The organism is Sorangium sp. So ce363, assembly GCF_051520435.1.
Lineage (GTDB): Bacteria > Myxococcota_A > Polyangia > Polyangiales > Polyangiaceae > Sorangium > Sorangium cellulosum_B.
The window spans coordinates 10377507-10399479 of sequence record NZ_CP150333.1 but is presented as its reverse complement, the minus strand read 5'-3'; the positions used below and the strand labels follow the sequence as shown (position 1 = coordinate 10399479).

At 70.9% G+C, this 21973-nt stretch carries 13 protein-coding genes; 12 read left to right on the top strand and 1 reads right to left on the bottom strand.

The window, feature by feature from the left end:
• Nucleotides 1–26 precede the first annotated feature (26 nt).
• From WMF12_RS39060 to WMF12_RS39005, 12 genes are all read left to right on the top strand, one after another.
• Nucleotides 27–5567 carry an amino acid adenylation domain-containing protein gene (locus WMF12_RS39060; RefSeq protein ID WP_437853389.1) on the top strand — a complete coding sequence of 1847 codons (5541 nt, stop codon included), beginning with the start codon at nt 27–29 and terminating at the stop codon, nt 5565–5567.
• Complete coding sequence (locus WMF12_RS39055) at nt 5564–7345, top strand: ABC transporter ATP-binding protein (protein WP_437853387.1); 1782 nt, start codon at nt 5564–5566, stop codon at nt 7343–7345. Before WMF12_RS39060 ends, WMF12_RS39055 begins: the two co-directional genes overlap by 4 nt.
• A complete protein-coding gene (locus WMF12_RS39050) occupies nt 7342–9081 on the top strand; it encodes an ABC transporter ATP-binding protein (RefSeq protein ID WP_437853385.1) in 1740 nt (579 codons plus the stop codon). The genes WMF12_RS39055 and WMF12_RS39050 overlap by 4 nt, the downstream gene beginning before the upstream one ends.
• Complete coding sequence (locus WMF12_RS39045; protein WP_437853383.1) at nt 9078–10187, top strand: saccharopine dehydrogenase NADP-binding domain-containing protein; 1110 nt, start codon at nt 9078–9080, stop codon at nt 10185–10187. Before WMF12_RS39050 ends, WMF12_RS39045 begins: the two co-directional genes overlap by 4 nt.
• Nucleotides 10184–12346 (top strand): methyltransferase, encoded by a 2163-nt coding sequence (locus WMF12_RS39040; RefSeq protein WP_437853381.1) that lies wholly within the window; start codon nt 10184–10186, stop codon nt 12344–12346. Before WMF12_RS39045 ends, WMF12_RS39040 begins: the two co-directional genes overlap by 4 nt.
• Nucleotides 12347–12366: 20 nt before the next feature.
• Nucleotides 12367–14670 carry a methyltransferase gene (locus WMF12_RS39035; RefSeq protein ID WP_437853379.1) on the top strand — a complete coding sequence of 768 codons (2304 nt, stop codon included), beginning with the start codon at nt 12367–12369 and terminating at the stop codon, nt 14668–14670.
• Complete coding sequence (locus WMF12_RS39030; RefSeq protein WP_437853377.1) at nt 14667–15857, top strand: cytochrome P450; 1191 nt, start codon at nt 14667–14669, stop codon at nt 15855–15857. The genes WMF12_RS39035 and WMF12_RS39030 overlap by 4 nt, the downstream gene beginning before the upstream one ends.
• Entirely contained in the window at nt 15854–16999 is a 1146-nt protein-coding gene (locus WMF12_RS39025) for a Gfo/Idh/MocA family oxidoreductase (protein WP_437853375.1), read from the top strand. The genes WMF12_RS39030 and WMF12_RS39025 overlap by 4 nt, the downstream gene beginning before the upstream one ends.
• Nucleotides 17000–17029: 30 nt before the next feature.
• Nucleotides 17030–17761 (top strand): VOC family protein, encoded by a 732-nt coding sequence (locus WMF12_RS39020; RefSeq protein ID WP_437853373.1) that lies wholly within the window; start codon nt 17030–17032, stop codon nt 17759–17761.
• 36 nt (nt 17762–17797) lie between these two features.
• The gene (locus tag WMF12_RS39015; protein ID WP_437853371.1) at nt 17798–19414 is read left to right on the top strand and encodes a (2,3-dihydroxybenzoyl)adenylate synthase; all 1617 of its coding nucleotides are present in this window, start codon (nt 17798–17800) and stop codon (nt 19412–19414) included.
• 66 nt (nt 19415–19480) lie between these two features.
• Nucleotides 19481–20290: a thioesterase II family protein gene (locus WMF12_RS39010; protein ID WP_437853369.1), complete on the top strand. Its 810-nt coding sequence runs from the start codon at nt 19481–19483 to the stop codon at nt 20288–20290.
• 70 nt (nt 20291–20360) lie between these two features.
• A complete protein-coding gene (locus tag WMF12_RS39005; protein ID WP_437741806.1) occupies nt 20361–21062 on the top strand; it encodes a tRNA-uridine aminocarboxypropyltransferase in 702 nt (233 codons plus the stop codon).
• A gap of 15 nt (nt 21063–21077) precedes the next feature.
• Here WMF12_RS39005 and WMF12_RS39000 read toward each other — a convergent pair whose 3' ends face one another.
• Nucleotides 21078–21968, bottom strand: coding sequence for a CAP domain-containing protein (locus tag WMF12_RS39000; protein WP_437853367.1), 891 nt, complete (start codon nt 21966–21968; stop codon nt 21078–21080).
• Nucleotides 21969–21973 lie beyond the last annotated feature (5 nt).

The window sequence follows — 21973 nt, the reverse complement described above, 5'->3', positions numbered from 1 at the left end:
TCAACAAGCTACAGGAGCTTACGTCCATGCCCGTTGCCGGGATCATCGAAGAGCTGAAGACGCTGGGTGTCGATCTGTGGACGGAATCGGGGCAGCTCCGGTTCCGTGCGCCCAAAGGTTTGCTCACGGAAGACAAGATGACGGTGCTGCGCACGCACAAGGCGCAGATCATCGATTTTCTGGCAGCAAACCAGGGGGTGGTCGTCGCCGCGGACGAGCAGGGGCGTCATGAGCCGTTCCCGCTCACCGACGTGCAGACGGCCTACCTGCTGGGGCGCCAGAGCTCCTTCGGTTACGGCGGTGTCGCCTGCCACGGGTACCTGGAGGTGACGTATCCAGAGCTCGACCCCGCGCGCCTCGCCGACGCCTGGAACCTGCTGATCGAGCGGCATGAGATGCTGCGCGCCGTCATCGAGCAGGACGGCTACCAGCGCGTCCTGCCCACGGTACCTCGGTACCACATCCAGTCGACGGACCTCCGCGGCGCGTCCGCCGCCGAGGTGGAGCGCGCGCTACGCGGCATCCGCGCCGAGATGGACCACCGGATGTACGAGACCACCGCATGGCCGCTGTTCGAGCTGCGGCATACCCGCACCAGCGGCGGTGACGTCGTGCACTTCTCGCTCGACTCGCTGATCGCCGACTGGGCGAGCGCCGGGATCTTCTTCGAGGAGCTCGACCTCATCCTCGCCGGTCGCAGCGACGAGCTGCGCCCGCTGGACCTCCGCTTTCGCGATTACATCCTCGCGGAGCGGCGGCTGCGCGAGACCGGGCGTTACCAGCGTGACCGCCAGTACTGGCTCTCGCGCGTCAACGATCTGCCCCCCGCGCCCGAGCTCCCGACGCTTCCACCGGCCGCGGAAGCCGGGCCCGTGCGCTTCCGCCGCCACCACAGCCGCCTGTCCGCCGAGCGCTGGGAGCGCCTCCGGCAGCGCGCCGGCGAGCGAGGTCTCACGGCCTCGATCGCCGTGCTGGGCGCCTATGCGGCGGTGCTGCAGCGCTGGAGCCGCCGTCAACGGTTCAGCCTCAACCTCACGCTGCTCAACCGCCTGCCGCTGCACCCGCACGTCGACCGGATCGTCGGAGACTTCACGTCGGTCAGCCTCATGGACGTGCAGGCGGCGTCCGGGCGCAGCTTCAAGGAATGGGCTGCGCGGCTCGGCGATCAGATGTTCGCCGATCTCGACCACCGGCTGTTCACGGGGGTCGAGGTGCTGCGCGAGATGACCCGCCGGCGCGGGCGGGAGGCCGCCCTGATGCCGGTCGTCTTCACCAGCGCCATCGGCCTCGGCTCGCGGCGACGACCCAGCAGCGGCCGGCGCTTCGGCCATGGCGTCACGCAGACCCCGCAGGTCTACCTCGATTGTCAGGTCATGGATGACGCCGACGGGCTCGAGGTCAACTGGGACGTGCGTCAGGGCATCTTCCCGGACGGCCTCATCGACGACATGTTCGGCGCGCTGCAGCGGCTGCTGGAGGATCTCGCGGAGCGCTCCGAGGCATGGGAGGCCGTCGAGCCGGTCGCGTTGCCCGGATGGCAGGCGCTGGAGCGCGAGCGGGTCAATCAGACAAGCTGTCCGCTGCCGGACTCCCTCTTGCACCGAGGGTTCCTGGAGCAGGCCGCCCGCGACCCCGGCGCGGTGGCGGTGATCGGCCACGCGGGCAGCTTGACGTACGGCGACCTCGCGATGAGGGCGGCGTCGGTCGCGCAGGCGCTGCGAGACGGCGGCTGTACCGCGGGCGATCGGGTCGCGGTCGTCATGAACAAGGGGATCGAGCAGGTCGTCGCGGTGCTGGGCGTGCTGCTCGCGGGCGCGGCCTATCTGCCGCTGGACGCCACGCAGCCGCGGCTGCGCATCGAGAAGGTGCTGTCGAACGCGGCGGTGCGACAGGTCCTGACCCAGTCGTGGATCTCCGCGGCGGCCAAGCTGCCGGACGGCCTGCGCGTGATCGACGTGGACACGCAGGCGCCTGCGCAGACCTTCCCCGAAGCGCCGATGGGCGACCCCGACGCGCTGGCGTACGTGATCTACACCTCCGGCTCCACGGGTGACCCGAAGGGGGTCATGATCACCCACCGGGCGGCGCTGAACACGATCGACGACATCAACCGTCGCTTCGGGGTGACCGGATCGGACCGGGTGCTGGGCCTCGCGCAGCTCGGCTTCGACCTGTCCGTGTACGACATCTTCGGAACCCTCGCCCTCGGCGGGACGCTCGTCCTTCCGGATCCCGACCGCGGCGCCGACCCCTCCCACTGGGCGGATCTCCTCGTGAAGCACGAGGTGACCCTGTGGAACTCCGTGCCTGCGCAGCTTCAGATGCTGGCGAGCTACCTGCAGACAGAGCCGGTCGCGATTCGCTCGTTGCGCATGGCGCTGCTGTCCGGCGACTGGATCCCCGTCACGCTGCCCGACCAGATCCGCCGGTTCATTCCTGACCTGACGCTCATCGGGCTCGGGGGCGCGACCGAGGCGGCCATCTGGTCGAATTACCATCGCATCGAGCGGGTCGATCCGGCGTGGACGAGCATCCCCTACGGGGTGCCGCTCGCCAACCAGGGCTTCCGCGTCCTCGACGAGTCGCTCCGCGACGCGCCGGTGTGGGTCCCTGGGGAGCTGTACATCACCGGGCACGGCCTTGCGGCGGGGTACCTGGGCGATCCGGAGCTCACGGCAGCGCGCTTCTTCAACCATCCCGTCGATGGACAGCGCCTCTACAGGACCGGAGATCTCGGGCGCTATCTCCCCGGCGGATCCATCGAGTTCCTCGGCCGCGAGGACAGCCAGGTCAAGATTCGCGGGCACCGGATCGAGCTCGGCGAGATCGAGGCCGCGCTGCTCGCGCATCCGGCGGTCGGCGCCGCCGCGGCCGTGGTGGCCGGCAAGGACCCCACGGATCGCACGCTGCTCGGCTTCGTCGAGCTCGCGCGGCGCAGCGCGCCTGCGGACGAGGATCTGGCCACGTCGCAGGCTCGCCTCGTGTCTGCGGCGCGGCAGTTCGCCGACAAGGAGGTCAGCGGCGTGACCGCGGCCCAGGTGAGCGAGGCGACCCGAGCGCTGCGCGACGCCTCGTTCGCGTCCATGATGAACGCGCTGGCCGAGCGCGGGCTCTTCGCCGGTCCGCGCGACACGCACTCGGTCGAGGAGATCCTGCGCGAGGCGCGCGTCCACGACCGCCATCACTGGCTCGTTCGCCGCTGGCTGGGGCTCCTGACCGAGGCGGGATGGCTCACGTACCACGAGGAGAGCCGCCGTTACGCGCAGCGCAGGGCCGCCGACGCGACAACGGTCCACGACGCCTGGCGGCGGTTCGAGGAGCTGGCGTCGTCGTCCGGGCTGTGTACGCCCGAGTTCGTTGAGTACCACAAGGCGCATGTCGAGCGGCTGCACGCCTTGCTCGAGAACCAGCAGAACCCGTTCGAGCTGCTGTTCCCGCAAGGGAAGCACGACGTGGCGCTCGCGGTGTACCGCGACGACGCGATCGCGCGTTACAACAACCACGCGGTCGCGGCGCTCCTGTACCGGATCGCCGCCGCGCATACGGACGGCGCCCCCCTGCGGGTGCTCGAGATCGGCGCCGGCACGGGGGCCACCACCGGCGTGGTCCTCCCGATGCTCGACGGCCATGACGTCGACTACCTGTTCACGGACCTGACAGCCTTCTTCCTGGCCGACGCGCGCGAGCGGTTCCGGGAGCGCCCCTGGGTCCGATTCGGGCAGCTCGATCTGAACGAGGATTACCGCGCCCAGGGCCTGCTGCCGAACTCCGCGGACGTCGTGCTGTGCGCCGGAATGCTGAACAGCACCCGCAACGTCGAAGCTGCGGTGGCGGCGGCGGTGGAGCTGCTCGGGCCATCGGGATGGCTCGTGTTCACCGAGCCTACCGCCGATCACCCGCACGTCCTGCTCACCCAGGGCTTCATGATGGACCCCGCGGGCGCAGACAGGGAACGCGGCACCACCAAGTTCCTGTCCACCGAGCAGTGGCAAGGCCTGATCGCGAAGAGCGGCGGCGAGCTGGTGCTCCGCCTGCCGGACGACGACCATCCGATGGCGGCGTATGGCATGCACATGTTCGCTGCGCGCTTCAAGACCGACCGGGCCCGGGTCGGGACCGACGAGCTCACGAGCTTCCTCGGGCAGCGGCTGCCAGCGCACATGGTGCCTGCTCATCTGCAGGTCGTCGACCGGCTGCCGCTCACGGCGAACGGCAAGGTCAACCGCAAGGCGCTCGCCACCCTGCGGCCCGCGGCGTTCATCGACAGCGCCGGGAAGGAGGCCGATGCCACGCTGGACGAGCTGGAGAGCCGGCTGTGTGCGCTCTGGGCGAGCGCGCTCGGCATCGCGCGGATCGGCAAGGACGAGAATTTCTACGACCGCGGCGCCGACTCGCTGATCCTCGCAAGGGTGGCAGGGCGACTGCGCGAGGAGGTGCCGGAAGCTGCGCCGTTCGCCTACGACACGCTCCTGCGGCAGATGCTCAATGAGCCGACGGTCGACGCGCTCGCGCGCGCGCTGCGCAGGCAAGACGGCGCCGCGCACGCGCCGAGCGGCGCTGGGCCGGGCGCGGAGGCGTCCTCCAGCGGCGGCAAGACCGCGCAGGTCGCGCAGCGCCGGGAGGGCAGCAACTCGTTGATCCTCTCGTTCGGCGGCGGGGAGGGGCCGGCGCGCGTGATGTTCCACGCGGCGCTGGGCACCATGGATTACTTCCAGCACCTGGGGCGGGCGCTCGCCGCCCAGAACCTGGGGCCCGTCCTGGGCTTCGCTGTCGCCGACCCCGAGCTGTACCTCGCGATCCCCCCGAAGGAGCTCGTCGCGCGCGTGTCCGACGATTACGCGCAGCGGCTCATCGATGAAGGCTTCACGCGGTTTCAGCTCATCGGCTACTGCCTCGGCGGGCTGCTCGCCACCGAGGTGGCCCGGCGGCTGCTCGAGCGCGGGATGTCGGTGGACCTGGCGCTCGTCGACAGCATCCCGATGTTCATCGAGACCGACGAAGAGCTCGCGTTCGAGGCGATCTTCGCCCCGAATTTGAACCTGGATCCGGTGAAGGCCGTCTTCGGCGACGACGTCGACAGCGCCGACGTGTACCGGGCCATCGAGAAGCTGATGGTCGACTACGACCGCAAGATTCCGGCCGGCGCAATGGCCAGGCTCGGCGGAGATCCCGGGCTGGAATCGGTCGCCGCCGCGGTGCGCAGGCAGTCCGCGCGCAGTCAGGACGAGCGCCTGGCCAGCTATGCGAAGGCGGCGGCTGCCCAGGCCGGGGTGCCCGTCGGACCCGAGCTCATCCCGGCGCTGTTCCGGACCTGCAGGCATAGCATGCGCGCCGCGCGGTTCGATCCCGAGCCGTACGTCGGCGATATGACGTTCTTGCGGTGCGACGAGGAGCAATCCTTCGGCATCACCGCGGGCGTCGGGCACCTGACGGCGCCGTTCTGGGAAGGCGTCTGCCTCGGCGAGTTCAAGCTGATCGACGTGCCCGGCAACCATTTCAGCGTCATCGAGCCACCGCATGTGAATGTCGTGGCCGAGCACCTCGCGGTATCGTTGCGTCACACATGAGAGAGAATCGAGAGAATCAGCAGAAGGACGCGGCGCTCCGCGAGCTGCGCCGCCCGATAGCAGGGCTGACGCGGCTCGGGATCTTCCTTGGCGGCGTCGGGGCGCTGACGACGCTCGTCCCGTTCATCGGTATCGCCGAGCTCGCGCGGATCCTCGTCGCGTCAGGCCCGATCGACAGCGCGAAGGTGGCCGGGGTCGCGTTGATCATCGTGATCGGCCTCGGCGTCGGGTGGACATGCACCGGAACGGCGCTGTGGGTGACTCACCTGGCCGACCATCGGCTTCAGGCCATCCTGCGGCGCGCGCTGGTGCGCAAGCTGGGCGAGGTGCCGCTGGGGTGGTACTCCGACAAGACGTCAGGGGTGGTCCGCAAAGCGGTCCAGGACGACCTGGAGGACTTGCACCACCTCGTCGCGCACCACGATGTCGAGCTCGTCTCGGCGATCGTCCTTCCGCTCGGCGGCCTCCTGTACCTGTTCTGGCTGGACTTTCGGCTGGCGCTGCTCGCGATCGCCACCCTGCCCATCTACATCGTCGCTTACGCATGGATGATGCGGGGCTTCGCCGAGAAGATGATGCAGCTCGACGCGAGCTTCGCCAGGGTGAGCGCCGCGATCGTCGAGTTCGTACACGGCATCGCGGTCGTGAAGGCGTTCGGCCAGACGGGCCGCGCTCACCAGAGCTACCAGCGCGCGGTCAGCGATTTCAGCGACCGGTACGCCGGCTGGGTGCGGCCGCTGCTCCGGCTCGAGGCGCTGACCTCGATGGCCCTCTCGGTGCCCGTGATCATGCTGGTGAGCCTGACGGTCGGCGCCTGGTTCATCCGAGAGGGCTGGGTGAGCCCCATCGACCTGCTCGCCGAGACCCTGGTCGCCGTGGTCATCCCGCAGACGGTGCTCACGCTGAACCAGGGGCTCACGGCCCAGCGCAAGGCCGTGGCGGCGGCGGAGCGCGTCGCCTCGCTGCTCGACGAGCCGTCGCTGCCCATCACGACGACGCCGCAGGCGCCGCGCGGGGCGGGGGTGCAGTTCGATCACGTCTCGTTCAGCTACGACGGCTCGAGGAGCGTGCTCTCCGACGTGAGCTTCGCTTGCAAGCCTGGCACGGTGACCGCGCTGGTCGGGACCTCGGGCGCGGGGAAGTCCACGCTGGCAAAGCTGGTGCCCAGGTTTTATGACGTGACCGGCGGCGCTGTCCTGCTCGGCGGCGTCGATATACGCAACATCGCGCCGGACGTGCTGTACCGGAACGTCGGCTTCGTTCTGCAGGACGTCCAGCTGGTCCATGGAACGGTCGCCGACAACCTGCGCCTCGGCCGGCCCGAGGCCAGCGACGAAGACGTCGTCGCGGCCGCGCGCGCCGCGCAGATCCACGACCGGCTCGTCGCGCTTCCCAGGGGATATCGGTCCGTGATCGGCGAGGATGCCATCCTGTCCGGCGGCGAAGCGCAGCGGCTGTCCATCGCGCGCACGCTGCTCGCGGACACCGCGGTGCTGATCCTGGACGAGGCGACCGCGCACGCCGATCCGGAGTCGGAAGCGCAGATCCAGGACGCGCTGTCCGCGGTCGCGCGCGGGCGCACCGTGATCGTCATCGCCCACCGGCTGGCGACGATCACCGGCGTCGATCAGATCGTCGTGCTCGACGAGGGCCGCGTGCGCGAGCGCGGCACGCATTCCGCGCTGCTCGCCGCGGACGGGCTCTACGCCAGGATGTGGCGTGCTTACGCCGAGAGCGACATGGCGGCTGCCACTGCAGCGGTGGGTGAAGCCTCATGATCCGGCAACTGACCAAGATCCTGGGACCGCAGCACGCAAGGGCGCTGCACGTCTATTTCGGCTGGCTCATCGTCTACTCCGTCGTTCAGGGGGTGGCGATGGCGTTCCTCGTCCCGGTCCTCAAGGCGCTGCTCGGCGGGGACCTGGGCGAGGCGCTGCGCTGGCTGCTCCTCCTGGCCGCGGTCGTCGCGGTGACGTGCGTCGCCCGTTACCAGCAGACGATGAAGGGCTTCGCGCTCGCGCTGGTCGTCCTGACCACGCTGCACGACCGGCTCGGCAACCACGTCGCCCGCCTGCCGATCGGCTGGTTCTCCTCGGAGAAGGTCGGCCGTCTCTCACGGAGCGCGACGGGCGGCACCATGATGGTCACCAACGTGTTTGCCCACCTCCTGACCCCGGTGGTGAGCGGCATCCTGACGCCCGCGACGATCGCCGTCGCCATGCTGTTCTTCGACTGGCAGCTCGGGTTGACGGCCATCGCCTGCACGCCGCTGATCTACCTGACGCACCGCTGGTCGTCGGCGTGGATCGGCCGCACCGAGGAGCAGGTCGACGCCGCGGGGGCGCTCGCCAGCAACCGGGTCGTCGAGTTCGCGCGCAACCAGCAGGTGCTGCGCGCCTTCGGTCGGGCCACGGGGGGTTATGCGCCGCTGGAGGAGGCGATCGATGGGCAGCGCGCCGCGGGCGGGTCGATGCTGCGTCAGACCTTCCCCAGGTTGCTCGCGGGCGGTCTGTCGGTGCAGCTCGCGTTCGCCGCGCTGATCGCGGTCGGCGTGGTGCGCGCGCTCGATCGGTCGATCGATCCGATCGAGCTCGTCGCGCTGCTGGCGCTGGCCGCCAGGTTCGTGGGGCCGCTGGCCGAGGCCGCGGGGCGTAGCGGGCTCTTGCGGATGGCAGGCAACGATCTGGAGCGGCTGTCCGCCATCTTCGATGAAGCGCCGCTGCCCGAGCCGGAGCGCTCCAGGCCCGTCGCGGCGCCGGGGGAGATCGAGTTCGCCGATGCCCTGTTCGGCTATCAGCCGGGCGCTCCCGTGCTCCGTGATGTGTCTTTCCGGATAGCGCCGAGGACGATGACGGCGATCATCGGGGCATCCGGCTCCGGGAAGACCACGATAACACGGCTGATCGCGCGCTTCTTCGATGTCGACGCGGGCTCGGTGCGGGTGGGCGGCGTGGATGTCCGCGAGCTCTCCACGGAAGACCTGATGGCGCAGCTGTCGCTCGTCATGCAGGACGTCTATCTGTTCGATGACACGCTGGAGGCGAACATCCGGGTGGGCCGGCTGGACGCCACGGACGCCGAGGTGCGCGAGGCCGCCCGCCTGGCCGGCGTGGAAGAGATCATCGAGCGCCTCCCGCAGGGCCTGAAGACCCGGGTCGGCGAGGGCGGAGCGTCGCTGTCCGGCGGGGAGCGCCAGCGGGTGTCGGTCGCCCGAGCCGTGCTCAAGGACGCTCCGATCGTGCTGCTGGACGAGGCGACGGCGGCGCTCGACCCGGAGAACGAACGTTACATCCAGAGCGCGATGCGCACATTGATGAATCGGTCGACCCTGCTGGTCATCGCGCACCGGCTGCCGACCATCGTGTCCGCGGATCAGATCCTCGTGCTCGACGGCGGCCGCATCGTCGAGGCGGGAACGCATCAGGAGCTCCTGGCGCGCAACGGGCGGTACACGGCGTTCTGGAACGAGCGCCGCCGCGCCCACGGATGGCGGCTGGTGGAGGCTGCGGGATGACGATCGGCATCTTGGGAGGTTATGGCGACGTCGGCGCGCAAGCGGCCCGGCGGCTCCTGTCGCTCGGCCTCGGGCCGCTGCGGATCGGCGGGCGAAACCCCGAAGCGGCCCGCCGCTTCGCGAAGGAGCTGTCCGTGGGCGCGGTCGAGCACCAGGCGGTCGATGTTCGGGACGACGCGTTATTGCGTCGCTTCGTCGGTGGGTGTCGGATCGTGCTCAACTGCGCAGGTCCATCTCACGCCATCGCGGACCGCGCGGCGAGGGCAGCCGTGGGAGCCGGCGCCGACTACGTGGACGCCGCCGGCGACGATGCGCTGTACGCGCTCCTGGACGACGAGGAGTACCGCACCCGCGGGCGCGTGGCCGTGCTCTCGGCGGGGCTGCAGCCTGGCCTCACCGCGCTCTTGCCGCGATGGGCGGCGCAGCGGGCTTTCAGCCAGGTTCACGGCATGCGCAGCTATTTCGGCGTGCTGGACCGCTTCACCGAGGTCGCCGCGGACGACTACCTCCAGGCGGCCACGGACGGGGTGAGCGAGCCGCTCGCGGCATGGCGAGAGGGGCGTCGCTCCGGGGTGCTGACCCGCACGCGCAACGTGGAAGTCCCGTTCTTCCACGGCCCGGCGACCTTGCTGCCTTACCTCAACACCGAAGGGGAGCGGCTCGCGGCGTCGCTCCGGCTCGCTCGAGGAGACTGGTATACGGTCCTCACCGGCCAGCACATCCTCACGGCGTTCGATCGCGCGCGCAGCCTCGAACGCCGCGAGGCGGTCGCGGCGTTATGCAGGGCCAGCTTGCTCGACCTCGCTGGACGGGAGCCTCACGTCCTTCTCGTCGCGCAGCTCGACGGCCTGCGAGACGGCGCTCCGGTCACGCGCACGCTGGTCGTGCGCGGAAGGCGCAACGCCGAGCTCACAGGGACCCTGGCCGCGCTCGCCACGCTGGCGGTGGACCAGGGCCAGGTGCCCGCTGGGCGCCACTTCGCAGCTGCAGCGCTCGAACCCCTGTCGACGGTCGGTCGCCTTCGCGAGAGCGGCGCGGTGACCGCGCTCGATCTGCTGGAGACGTCGATCGACGCGCTCGGCGCTACCGAGGAGGGCTCCCTGTGACCGCCGGGATCCCTCTCGTGCTGTGCGGCGCCGGGTTCGGTCCTCTGCACCTGGCCGCGCTCCAGCAGTTGAACGGGCGCTTTCGCCTCATCGGCCAGCTCGCCGACGACAGCGAGGGCGCCCGGAGGTTCGCCGATCAGGCCAGGATACCGCTCTGGACCCGGCCGGATCAGGCGCCCCTCGGCGCCGGCGTGAGCTGCTGGGTATCGGCGACCGGGCACGGGGTGCCGGTGACCGAGCGCGCCGTCGACCTCCTGGGGCGCGGCAGCGCCGTGCTGGCGGAGGCGCCGCTCGAGCACGATGAGCTCGCCGCGTGCCTGCGGCAAGCGCGCCTTTCCCGAGCCGCCTTCCGGGTGGCAGCGGTCGCCTCTGCCACGCCGGCATCCCGGCGGTTCCTCGGCGCAGCGCAGGTGTTGCGCGCGCGCACGCCGGTCAGGTACGTCGCTGCGACGTGCACGAGAGCGTCGATCCAGGCGCTGCTCCGCCTCCTGGGAGACGCGCTCGGCGCCCTGCGCCCCTGGCAGATCCGTGAGCCGGCGCCGCTCGGGAGCGGGCTTGTCGTGCTCGGAGGCAGCCTCGCGGGTGTTCCCATCGTCCTGCGCGTGCGCAACGAGGTGTCGTCAGAGGCGCAGATGGTCGTCGAGCTCGCCCTGGGCAGCGACGCCGGCGAGCTGAGGTTGACCGGGGTTCACGGCGACGTCCTCTGGACCGCCCACGCCACGGGGTCTGGCGTGCTGCTCGGCGGAACGGACGCGCCGGCCGAGCGCGAGACCGTGAGCTGGCTGCGCGCGACCCGCGGCGAGCTGACGGCGTTCGCCAACGCGGCGGAGAGCCCAGGCGCAGCCGTCAGCGAGGCTCAGGTTCAGCTCACGTTGTGCCGCCTCCGGCACGACGTCCTCGCCGCGCTCGGCTCGGCGACGGCGCGCGCCGACGCCGAGGTCGTCCACGCCGCCGATCTGGCCGCCGCGGCCGTGGAGGCCGCCGCCGACGACGCCCATGGTGAGGCGCCCCGCGTGCCGACGGGAGACGAGACACACGAAGCGGGGCTGAGGCTCACTCGGCTGCTGGAACCCGCGCCGGGGAGGGATGCCCTGGCGCACCTGCCGGGGGCGATGCAGCGACTCGAGGCGATCAGCCTGCGGGCCCTGGGGGAGCTGCTCGTCGCGAGCGGCGCCGTGCATCCGGGAGGCGAAGCGCGCACCGCGGAGGAGATCGTCGGCGCGCTGGGCGCGGCGCCGCGACACGCATGGCTCGTCCGGCGGTGGCTCGCCGCGCTGTGCGACCACGGTGTGCTCAGCAACGTGGGGGATAAGTACGTGTGGCGGCGGGCCCTGCGGGACGCCGGCGCGGCCGCCGACCTGCCCGACGCGTATGCCGCGCTCGGCTTCCCGCCCGCGATGGCGGAAGTTCACCAGGCCGCTCTGCTCCGCCTGCACGCGCTCGTGCGCGACGAGCTCTCGATTCAACAGCTCTTGTTTCGCGAGCGGCAGGACCTCTCCACCCTCGCCGCCTACCAGGACAACGTCTTCACCGCTTACCTGAGCGCCGCCGGCGCTCACCTCGTTCGCCGCTGCGCGGAGCTGCGGCACCGGCCGCTGCGCGTGCTCGAGCTCGGCGGAGGCGCCGGGCTCACCACGACAGCCGCGCTGCGGGCCCTCGACGGCGCGCCGGTCGACTACCTGTTCACCGACGTCGCGCGCGCGTTCACGGCCGCGGCGCAGGAGCGGTTCGGCCGCCATCGCGGGATGCGCACTGCCGTGCTCGACATCAACGTCGATTTCACGGCGCAGGGGGTGGAGCCGCACGCGGCGGACGTCGTGCTCGCGGGCAATGTCCTCCACAACGCCGCGCACACGGGTCGGACGCTGCGCCGCATCCGCCGCGCGCTCGCGCCCGGCGGATGGCTCATCTTCACGGACTCCACACGAGAGAACTGCGCGATCCTCACGGCGATGCAGTTCCTGCTGTCTCCTGCGGCCGGCTCGCCGCCGCTCGGCAGCGAGGACCGGCGCGCGGGGACCGATCAGGTGTTCGTCGACGCGCCCGGCTGGAATGAGGAGCTCCTGGCCGCTGCCTTCGTGCCGCGGTTCGTCCTTCCTTCGCTCGAATCCCCCCTGGCGGTGGCAGGCCAGCACCTGTTCTTCGCCACAGCCTGCTGACGACCACCCGAGGAGGTGCCATGACCGTGAGACAGATCATCGATGGGCTCGAGCGCCTCGGGAGCCGAGCGGCGCTGGTGTCGAGCGGGCGCGAGTGGACCGGAGCAGAGGTGCTCGACTCGACGTACCGCGCTGTCACGGCGCTGCGCCAGCGCGGGGCCGTCGCGGGCCGCACGCTGAGCTGGAGCGCCGGAGACAGGCCTCAGGCCCTGTCGGTCCGGCTGGCTGCCATGCTGCTCGGCGCGCGGTTCTCCGCCGAGCCGCCAGCGAGCGGCGGCGGCGATGTCCTGAGGATCACGGACGCTGACCTGTCCGCGCTCGACGGGGCGAGCGCCTGCGAGCCCCGCCTGGTGGACGACGCGCCGTTCTCCGTGGTTCGCGGATCCTTCGTGTGGTCGAGAGCGGTGTTCTGCGAATCGGTGGCTGCCCTGCGAGACGCAATCGGCCCTTCGCCTGCGCGCACGGCGGTGCTCTCGCCGCTGGCCGGGTTCGGCGGGGATGCGGTGTTCGCGAGCTGGAGCGCCGGCGCCGCCGTCCACCATCATGCGGTCGACGCGAGCGCCGCGAGCCCGGCCAAGGCCCTTTCGTTCCTCGAGCGAGCGGCCCCGGACTGCGCGATCGTGTCAGCGACGCTGCTGCGCAGCCTCCTGGCCCACCCGGCGGCCGCGCTCGCCGACCTCGGGGCGCTGCGGCGCATCGTGGTCGACGCCGGCGCAGGCGCCGGTGGAGCGCTGTCCGCCGAGTCGTCCGCGGCCGTGCGGCGCGTCTTCGGCGCAGAGCTCGTGGACAGGATCGCCGGTGAAGCCGGGCTCGTGCCCGTGGAGCGCGAGCTGCGCAGAGCCGAGCAAGAAGCGGCGCGCATCGCGGAGCTCGTGATGAGCCATCCGGGCGTGGCGGCGGCGGCGGTGATCCCCTCCGACGGCGACGGCTGGGCCGTCTTTGCCGTCCCCGCGAAGCGTGCCAGCGACGATGCCGACGGGGACGCGAGCGGACAGCGCCTGATCGCCAAGGCGACCGCCGCGCTGGACGCCGAGCTCGCCGGGACCGACCTGAACCGGGCGATCGCGGCCGTGGAGCGGCTGGGACAGACAGCGCTGCTGTCGATGCTCAACGCGCTGGGCCGCAGCGGCCTTTTCACCGACACGGCCGCCGCCCACACCGTGGACGAGGTGCTCGCGCGGGCGCGGGTCGCCGCCGCGCATCGGCCGCTCATCCGTCGCTGGCTCAGGGTGCTCACGGAGCAGAAGCTGCTGCGCCGGGACGGAGATCTGCTGAGCGCCGTGGGCCCGGTCTGCGACTTCTCGGACGCCGCGCTGGCGCGCGCATGGGACGAGCTGAAGGGAGAATGGCTGGCCACGGTCGGCGCGGCCGGCACGATCGACTACGCGGTCCGCAACGCCGACCGATTGCCCGACCTGATCTCCGGCGCGGTGCGGGCCGTCCACCTGTTGTTCCCGGAAGGGCGCACCGACCTCGCCAGGGCCTTGTATCGCGAGAGCATCGCCGCCCGGTACCAGCACCGCGCCGTCGGTCTCCTCGTGAGCAGGATTGCCAGGGAATGGCCCGGGCAGCGGCCGATCCGGCTGCTCGAGGTCGGCGCCGGCACGGGGGCGACCTCCGAGTCGCTCCTGCCGGAGCTCTCGGGCGCCGAGGTCGACTACCTCTACACCGACGTCTCCAGGTACTTCCTCGATCAGGCGGCCCCGCGGCTCGCCGGGCACCGGTGCGTGCGCTTCGGCCTCTACGACATCAACGTCGCGCCGAGAGAACAGGGCTTCGTCCCGAACTCGTTCGACGTGATCATCGGAGGCGGCGTGCTCAACGCCGCGCGGAACACGGATGCCTCCCTCCGCTGGCTCAAGGAGCTGCTCGGCCCCGGCGGCTGGCTCGTCCTGACCGAGCCCACGGTCGAAGAGTTCTGGGTCATGGCGTCCCAGGCCTTCATGCTGGACGACGCCAGCGACGGCAGGGCCGAGACGGAGTCGACGTTCCTCACGCTGCCTCAGTGGAACGCGGCGCTGGACGGCGCTGGCCTCCAGCGCGTCCTCGGGCTGCCCCGGGACGGCCACCCGCTGGAGCGGCTCGGCCATCGTGTGTTCGCGGCCCGGACCAAGATGGACCGGGCGCTGCTGACCTCGGAGCGCCTCTCCGAGCATCTCGGCGAGCGCCTGGGAGCCTCCGCCAGCATCGAGATCGTGGATGAGCTGCCGCTCGCCGCAGGCGGCGCCCTCGACCGCGAGCGGCTGCGCGACTGGGCCGCGCGCCGCCGGCGCTTCGATTCTCGCCCGCTTTCCACGGCGGCATCACAAGGACGAACGCAATGACCACCGCGACGAATCCCCCCATCCAGTATCCCTTCAATCTCTTCGACGGCATCGCGCTCGCCTCTGCGTACTCGCGCGCTCAGCAAACGCCGGGGCTGCTCAAGGTCAAGCTGCCTTATGGCGAGCCGGCGTGGCTCGCGACCCGCTACGAGGACGTCCGCTTCGTGCTGTCCGACCGGCGGTTCAGCCGCGAGGAGGCCACGAAGCGCGCTGACGCCCCGAGGGCGCTCCCGCGCATCGCCGGCGGGATCGTCATGATGGACCCGCCCGAGCTGACCCGCATCCGCAACCTGGTCACCCAGGCGTTCACCAACCGGCGCGTGGAGCAGCTGCGCCCGCACGTCCGCGACCTCGCCAACGAGCTGATCGACAGGATGGTGGCCAAAGGCCCCCCTGCGGATCTCGTGCGGGACTACGCGCTGCCGATCCCGATGTCCGTGATCTGCGAGCTCCTGGGCGTTCCGGTGGCGGATCAGTCCAGGTTCAAGGAGTGGAACGACTCTCTGCTCTCGACCAACACGCAGACCGCGGAGCAGACGCAGCGGAACCTCGGCGAACTATCCCAGTACATCATGGGGCTGATCCGCCTGCGCCGGGCCGAGCCGGGCGACGACCTGATGAGCGCGCTCATCGAGGCCCACGACGTGGACGACCGCCTGAACGAGCGCGAGATGGTCCAGCTCTGCATCGCCATCCTGATCGCGGGGTACGAGGCCACCTCCTCGCAGATCCCGAACTTCATCTACACGCTCCTGACCCATCAGGAGCAGCTCGCGCGCCTCAAGTCGGATCCTGGCCTCGTGGCGCAGGCGGTCGAGGAGCTGCTCCGTTTCGTGCCGATCGCGTCCGCCGCGATGTTTCCGCACTACGCCACCGAGGACGTCCAGGTGGGCGACACGCTGGTGCGCGCGGGTGAGCCCGTGTTTGCGTCGGTCGGCGCGGCCAACCACGACCCCCGCAAGTTCTCCGATCCACACCGGCTCGACTTCGATCGGGACGCGCGGGCGCATTTCGCGTTCGGCTGTGGGATGCATTATTGCATCGGCGCGTCGCTGGCCCGGGTCGAGCTCCAGGAAGCGCTGAGAGCGCTCGTGACCCGCTTGCCGGATCTGCGCCTCCACGCCGACGTCCAGTGGAAGACCGCGACGTTCTTCCGCGGCCCGCTGACGATGCAGGTGACCTGGTGAGCGCCGGCGGCGGCAAGAAGAAGCGCGTCGTCGTCGCCGGCACCGCCTTCGGGCGCATCTACCTCGATGCGGTCGCGTCGGCGCAGGGCTCGTTCACGCTGGCCGGCGTGCTCGGGCGCGGCAGCGAGTTCTCCAGGAAGTGCGCCGAGCGCTACGGAGCGCCGCTCTACACAAGGGTGGAGGACATCCCCGGCGACATCGACATCGCCTGCGTGGTGGTGCGCTCGGGGGCGACCGGCGGCCCAGGCTCGGATCTGGCCAGAATGCTGCTCGAGCGCGGGATCCACGTGCTGCAGGAGCATCCCGTGCACGCCGCGGAGATCACCGCGTGCCTGAAGGCCGCGAAGCGGGGGGGCGCCGCGTACGCGGTCAACACGCTGTACCCGAACGTGCGCCCGATCCGGCAGTTCCTTGCCGCGGCCGAGTACATCAGGAAGCGCCAGCGCATCCAGTTCATCGACGCCGCTTGCAACAGCCAGGTCGCCTATCCGTTGCTCGACGTGATCGGCCGCGCCGCAGGCGACTTGCGCCCGTGGTCGTTCTCCGAATGCGCGCCGCGAGGCGGCCGGCCGTCGCCGGCCACGGGCCAGCCGTTTCAGAGCCTGAGCGCGACCCTCGGCGGCGTGCCCGTGACGCTCCGCGTGCAGAACCAGGTCCACCCCGAGGATCCCGACAATCACTCCCTGCTCATGCACCGGATCTCGCTCGGATGCGACGCCGGCGTGCTGACCCTGGCCGACACCCACGGACCCGTCCTCTGGAATCCGCGCTTGCACTCGCCGCGCGACTCGACCGGGCGCCTGATCATGAGCGGACCCGGCACCGACCGCCTCGCCGTGGAGAGCACGTCGATCCTGGGCGACCAGCACACCCGCAACTATCACGACGTGTTCGCGCGGACGTGGCCCGACGCGGTCGTTGTCGCCTTGCACGACCTGTGCGGCGACATCGCCGACCCGGCCCGCCGTGTCCGCAGCGGCCAGTGGGCCCTGGGCGTGTCGCTCGCGTGGCGTGATCTGACGGAGCGGATCGGGATGCCCGAGCTCATCCGTCCGGAGACCCCGGAGCCGCTCCCTCTCGACGAGCTGCGTGCGGCGGCGCGCGCCGCCACCTTCGATGCGGCCGGGAGCGGCGCGCGTTGATCGAGCGCCTGGCGCTCGGGAGAAATGAACATGGCGACTTCTTGCAGCCACGTCTTGGTATGGGTGCGCGACATTCATCAAGCCGTGCGCGACTACAGAGAGCTCGGGTTCAAGGTGGACTACGCGACACCCGAGCGAAAGGCCCAGCACGCGCACATCTGGTTCACGGAAGGCCCCATCGTCGAGCTGCTCACGACGCCGCGCAGCGCGCGGTGGTTCAAGTGGCCGATCGAGCTGATGGCAGGGCGCGGCTCGGGCCGGCGGATGATCCGCTGGTCCGAGCACGGTGAGGGCTTCTGCGACGTGGCGGTCGTGGTGGACACGCACGGTCTCGACCGTGAGCTCGCCGCGCTGCGGGAGGCAGGGATCCCCGTCGGCAGAGCCATCGGGTGGCGACGGACGAAGCCCGATGGCCAGGAGATCCGCTTCAAGTTTGCCTATCCGGCGAACGATCGCCTCCCGTTCATCGTGACCCCCTACGATCCGCCTCAACATCCGAGAGAGAACCGCCATCCGAACGGGGCCAAGAGGCTCAGCCGGGTGCGCATGGGGGTCCGCGCCGAGCATCGAGAGGCGGTGCGCCGGATCGTCGGTGACGACCCGACGTTCGCGCTCGAGCCCGCCGAGGTGACGGGGGTCCGCGCCATCGAGATCGCCGGCCTGACCGCCGATCTCGACCCGACCCTCCTGCACGGCGCGGCCGTGCTGCCCGCCCGCCCGAACGCTGACCCGGGCCGCGCGCATCGAAGCGCAGGACAGTGAGCGCCGACGAACGTCGGTGAAAGCGAGGGAGCTCCCATGTTGAGTGGATGTGTCGATTGGCCCGCTGAGTTCGTGGATCGTTATCGCGAAGCGGGGTACTGGCGAGGCGAGCGCCTGGGAGAGATGCTGCGCACGCGGGCCCGAGCGACGCCGGCGCGCGTGGCCGTCGTCGACGGAGCGCGTCGCTGGACGTACCAGGAGCTCGACGAGCGCGCGGATCGCATGGCCGCCGGGCTGCGCCGGCTCGGCATCGCGCAGGAGCAGCGCGTCCTGGTCCAGCTGCCCAACATCGCCGAGTTTCTGCCCCTGTGCTTCGCGCTGTTCCGGATCGGGGCCATCCCGGTGCTGGCGCTGCCGGCGCATCGAGAGACGGAGATCGTGCATCTGGCAGAGCTCTCCCAGTCGGTCGCCTATGTGATCGCCGACATGCATGTCGGCTTCGATTACCGGTCGCTCGCCCGTTCGGTATGCAAGCGGGTGGCGAGCCTCCGGCATGTCCTCGTGGTGGGCGACGCAGAGGAGTTCGTGCCGCTCGCCGAGGTGGACGCGCCGCCGGAGATCATGGCCGGGCCGGACGCGCGCGATGTCGCCCTGCTCTTGCTGTCGGGCGGCACGACCGGCGCTCCCAAGCTGATCCCCCGTACCCACGACGACTATGTTTGCAACGTCCGCCTCAGCGCCGATGTGACGGGTCTGGACGCGAACACCCGGTACCTGGTGAGCCTCCCCATCGCGCACAACTTCGCCCTGGGGTGTCCAGGCGCCCTCGGCACCCTCTACGCCGGTGGCACCGTGGTGTTCTGCAAGGACCCGAGCCCCGAGGCCGCGTTTCGGCTGATCGAGCAGGAGAAGATCACCGTGACCGCCCTCATCCCGCCGCTCGTCCTGCTGTGGCTCGAGGCGGCGGAGTGGGTGCAGGCCGATCTGAGCAGCTTGCGGTGGATCCAGGCGGGAGGCGCTCGCCTCAAGGCCGAGACGGCGGCGCGTGTCCGACCCGTCCTCGGCTGCGGGCTGCAGCAGGTCTATGGCATGGCGGAAGGGCTGCTCAACTTCACGCGGCTCGACGACCCCGAGTCCGCCGTGATCGACACGCAGGGCCGGCCGATGGCCGAGGACGACGAGGTGAGGATCGTCGACGCCTCGGATGTCGAGGTGGCGGACGGCGAGGTCGGTGAGCTGCAGGTCCGCGGTCCCTACACAATCCGCGGATATTATCGCGCGGAGGAGTACAATCGCCGGGCGTTCACCGCCGACGGCTTCTATCGGAGCGGAGATCTGGTGCGGCGGCTCCCCGGCGGGCACCTGGTGGTGGAAGGCCGGAGCAAGGACGTGATCAACCGGGGAGGGGAGAAGGTCCCGGTCGAGGAGCTCGAGAACTACCTCATGGCTCACCCGGCGATCCGTGACGTCGCCATCGTCGGCGTCCCGGACGCCACCATGGGGGAGCGCACCTGTGCCTGCATCATCGCGCGCGGTGCGGCGCCCACGCTCGCCGAGGTGAACGCCTATCTCGGCCGCCTGGGGGTGGCTGCGTTCAAGCTGCCCGATCGTTTGATGGTCCTGGAGAGCTTTCCGCAGACGAGCGTGGGCAAGGTCAACAAGCGGGCCTTGGCGAATCAGGTCTGTGGCGCCTCGCCAGCCATGCCCAGGTAGTCGACGGCTTTGCCTCGGTTCAGATGCCGATCGTTCCTCGAGACATCAACACCGACCCGAGAACCCATGAACAGCTCTACCCGAAGTTTGCGCTGCCTCTTGAGCGCTCCCGCCCCGTCCAGCCCGCGCCTGATCGTCTGTCCCTTCGGTGGTGGGAGCCACAGCGCCTTCCGCAGCTGGAAGGCGATGTCACATGTGGACGTCTCGGTGTCCCTCGTGACCTACCCGGGGCGTGACCATCGTCTACACGAGTCCGGGATGCGGAGCGTTCAGCACACCGCGTCTGAGCTGGCGCACGAGCTGTGCGCGGAGCCGCCCAGCGGCCAGTGGTTGCTGATTGGCCACAGCGTGGGGGCGCAGATCGCGTTCGAAGCGTGCCGCTTGCTCGAGCAGTGGGGCCGGGCGCCAGCCGGCATCGTCCTGTCCGCTTGCCACGCCCCCCATCTGATCCCACGTCGCATGCTCAGCCCGCTCGATGACGAAGGGTTTGTCGAGGAGCTGATCCGCCTGGGAGGGTGTCCAGCGGAATTCCGCACCGACGCGCAGCTCAGAGAGGTATTCCTGCCGATGCTGCGCGGCGATTTCCTCGCCTCGGAGAGCTATCGCCTTGCGCTGGACCGCTGTACCAAGCGTCTCCGGACGCCGACCCTCTTGCTCCACGGATCCGCCGACGATGAGGCCCGTCAGGACGAAGTGGAGGCGTGGAAGTACTGGCTGGAAGGGCGGGTCGAGCTGCGCGAGATGGCTGGCGATCACTTCTACATCACGCAGGATCCACGGGCGTTCGTCTCGGAGGTGCTGCGCGTGTTCCGGCTCCCTTCCAGGTCGACGGCTCCCCTCGGACTGGCGCAGGTTCCTTGGGGCTATTTCCCCTGAAATTCCTCTGTCCAGTGGGGCCGTTTGACCGGGACGGCCTGCGCGTGGGAGAACGCCCGGCCCGGACGCGATGACGTTTCTCCCGCTGCAGCCGCCCGATCTGCCCCCCATCCGCGCGCGCGGGACACCGCGCTGCCGCGGCTGCGGCTTGCCGCAGGCGATGTGCCTCTGCGGCGCGCTGCCCCGGCTCCCCGTGCGCACGCGCGTCGTGCTGCTCACCCACCGGATCGAGCGCACGAGGAGCACGAACACGGGCCGGCTCGTCGCGCGCCTGCTCGAGGGCGCGGAGGTGCGCGTGCGCGGCGAGATCGAGCCGCGGCCGCGCCCGCCGCTGCCGGAGGGCCGCCGGCTCGTGCTCTTCCCGTCGCCCGAGGCGCGCACCCTCACGCCCGACGACGCGGGCGGCGAGCCGGTGGTGCTGCTCGTTCCTGACGGCAACTGGAACCAGGCGCGCCGTGTGGTCCACCGGGACGCCGACGCGCGCGGCGCCGAGCCGGTCACGCTGCCCGAGGGCGCGCCGAGCCGCTATGGCCTGCGCCGCGCGCCGCACGAGGGCGCCCTGTCGACGCTGGAGGCCGTCGCGCGCGCGCTCGGGCTGCTCGAGGGCCCAGCCATCGAGCGGCGCATGATCGAGGCGTTCGACGTGTGGGTGCACCGCGCGACGCGCGTGCGGCTCACCGGCAAGCTCGAGGAGGGCGCCGCGGCCCTGGGAGAAGGTGAATCCGCCGAGGCCCGCGCGAGCGCGGCTTCCGATGGATCAGGCGGCCCGTGAGCGTCTCCGCGCCCGTCACCGGAAGTTCTGCACCGCCCAGACGCTGCCGTCCGGGAAGGTGTGGAACCCGCAAGCCACCTTCGTGTAGCGGGTGCTGCTCATGTTGATGTAGTGGCCGTGCTTCTCGAAGTCCTCGCCCGGCCCCTCGTCCCACATGAGCTGCAAACACGGGACGATCATCGAGTCCGGCGGGCCTCCCCACCCGGGGCACTCGTTCTGGGCGTTCTCGTCGCAAGCGCCGAACGCGCCGTGAAACTCGCCGGTGTTCCCATCGGACTCGGCCTCTCCATCGGAGCACGACTCCGCCTCGACCCAGCGCGCGAGGGGCGGCAAGCCGAGCGTGGCGCGGTGCTCGTTGATCGTATCGACGCACAGCTGCGCCGCGCCCGTGGCGCCGCCCGAGCCGCCGGCGCCGCTCCCGGAGCCCTCGCCGCTCGAGCCTCCGGTGCCGGCTGTCGTCGAGGCCGTGGCCGAGCCCCCAGCGCCCTGCGCAGAGGAGCCGCCGGCGCCCTCGGCCGACGAGCCGCCGGCGCCCGCCGTGGCCGAGCCACCAGCGCCGCCGGCGCCCTGCGCAGCCGAGCTGCTGGCGCCGCCGGCGCCCTCGGCCGACGAGCCGCCTGCGCCTGCCGTGGCCGAGCCGCCGGTTCCCTGGGCCGACGAGCCGCCGGCGCCCCCGGTCGCCGCGCTGGACGAGCCGCCGGTGCCCGCCGCGGTCGAGCCGCCGCTGCTGGTGCTCGGTCCGCTGCCGGAGTCTCCCGGGTGGATCACGACGCCGGCGCCGCTCGACGGCCCGCCGCCTTCGCCGAGCGACCCGTCGCCCACCTCACCGACGCAGCCCGACAGCACAGCACCGATGAACGTCGCGGCGAGCGCGACGGCGCATGAAGGAGTCCGAGGGTTAAGCATCCGTC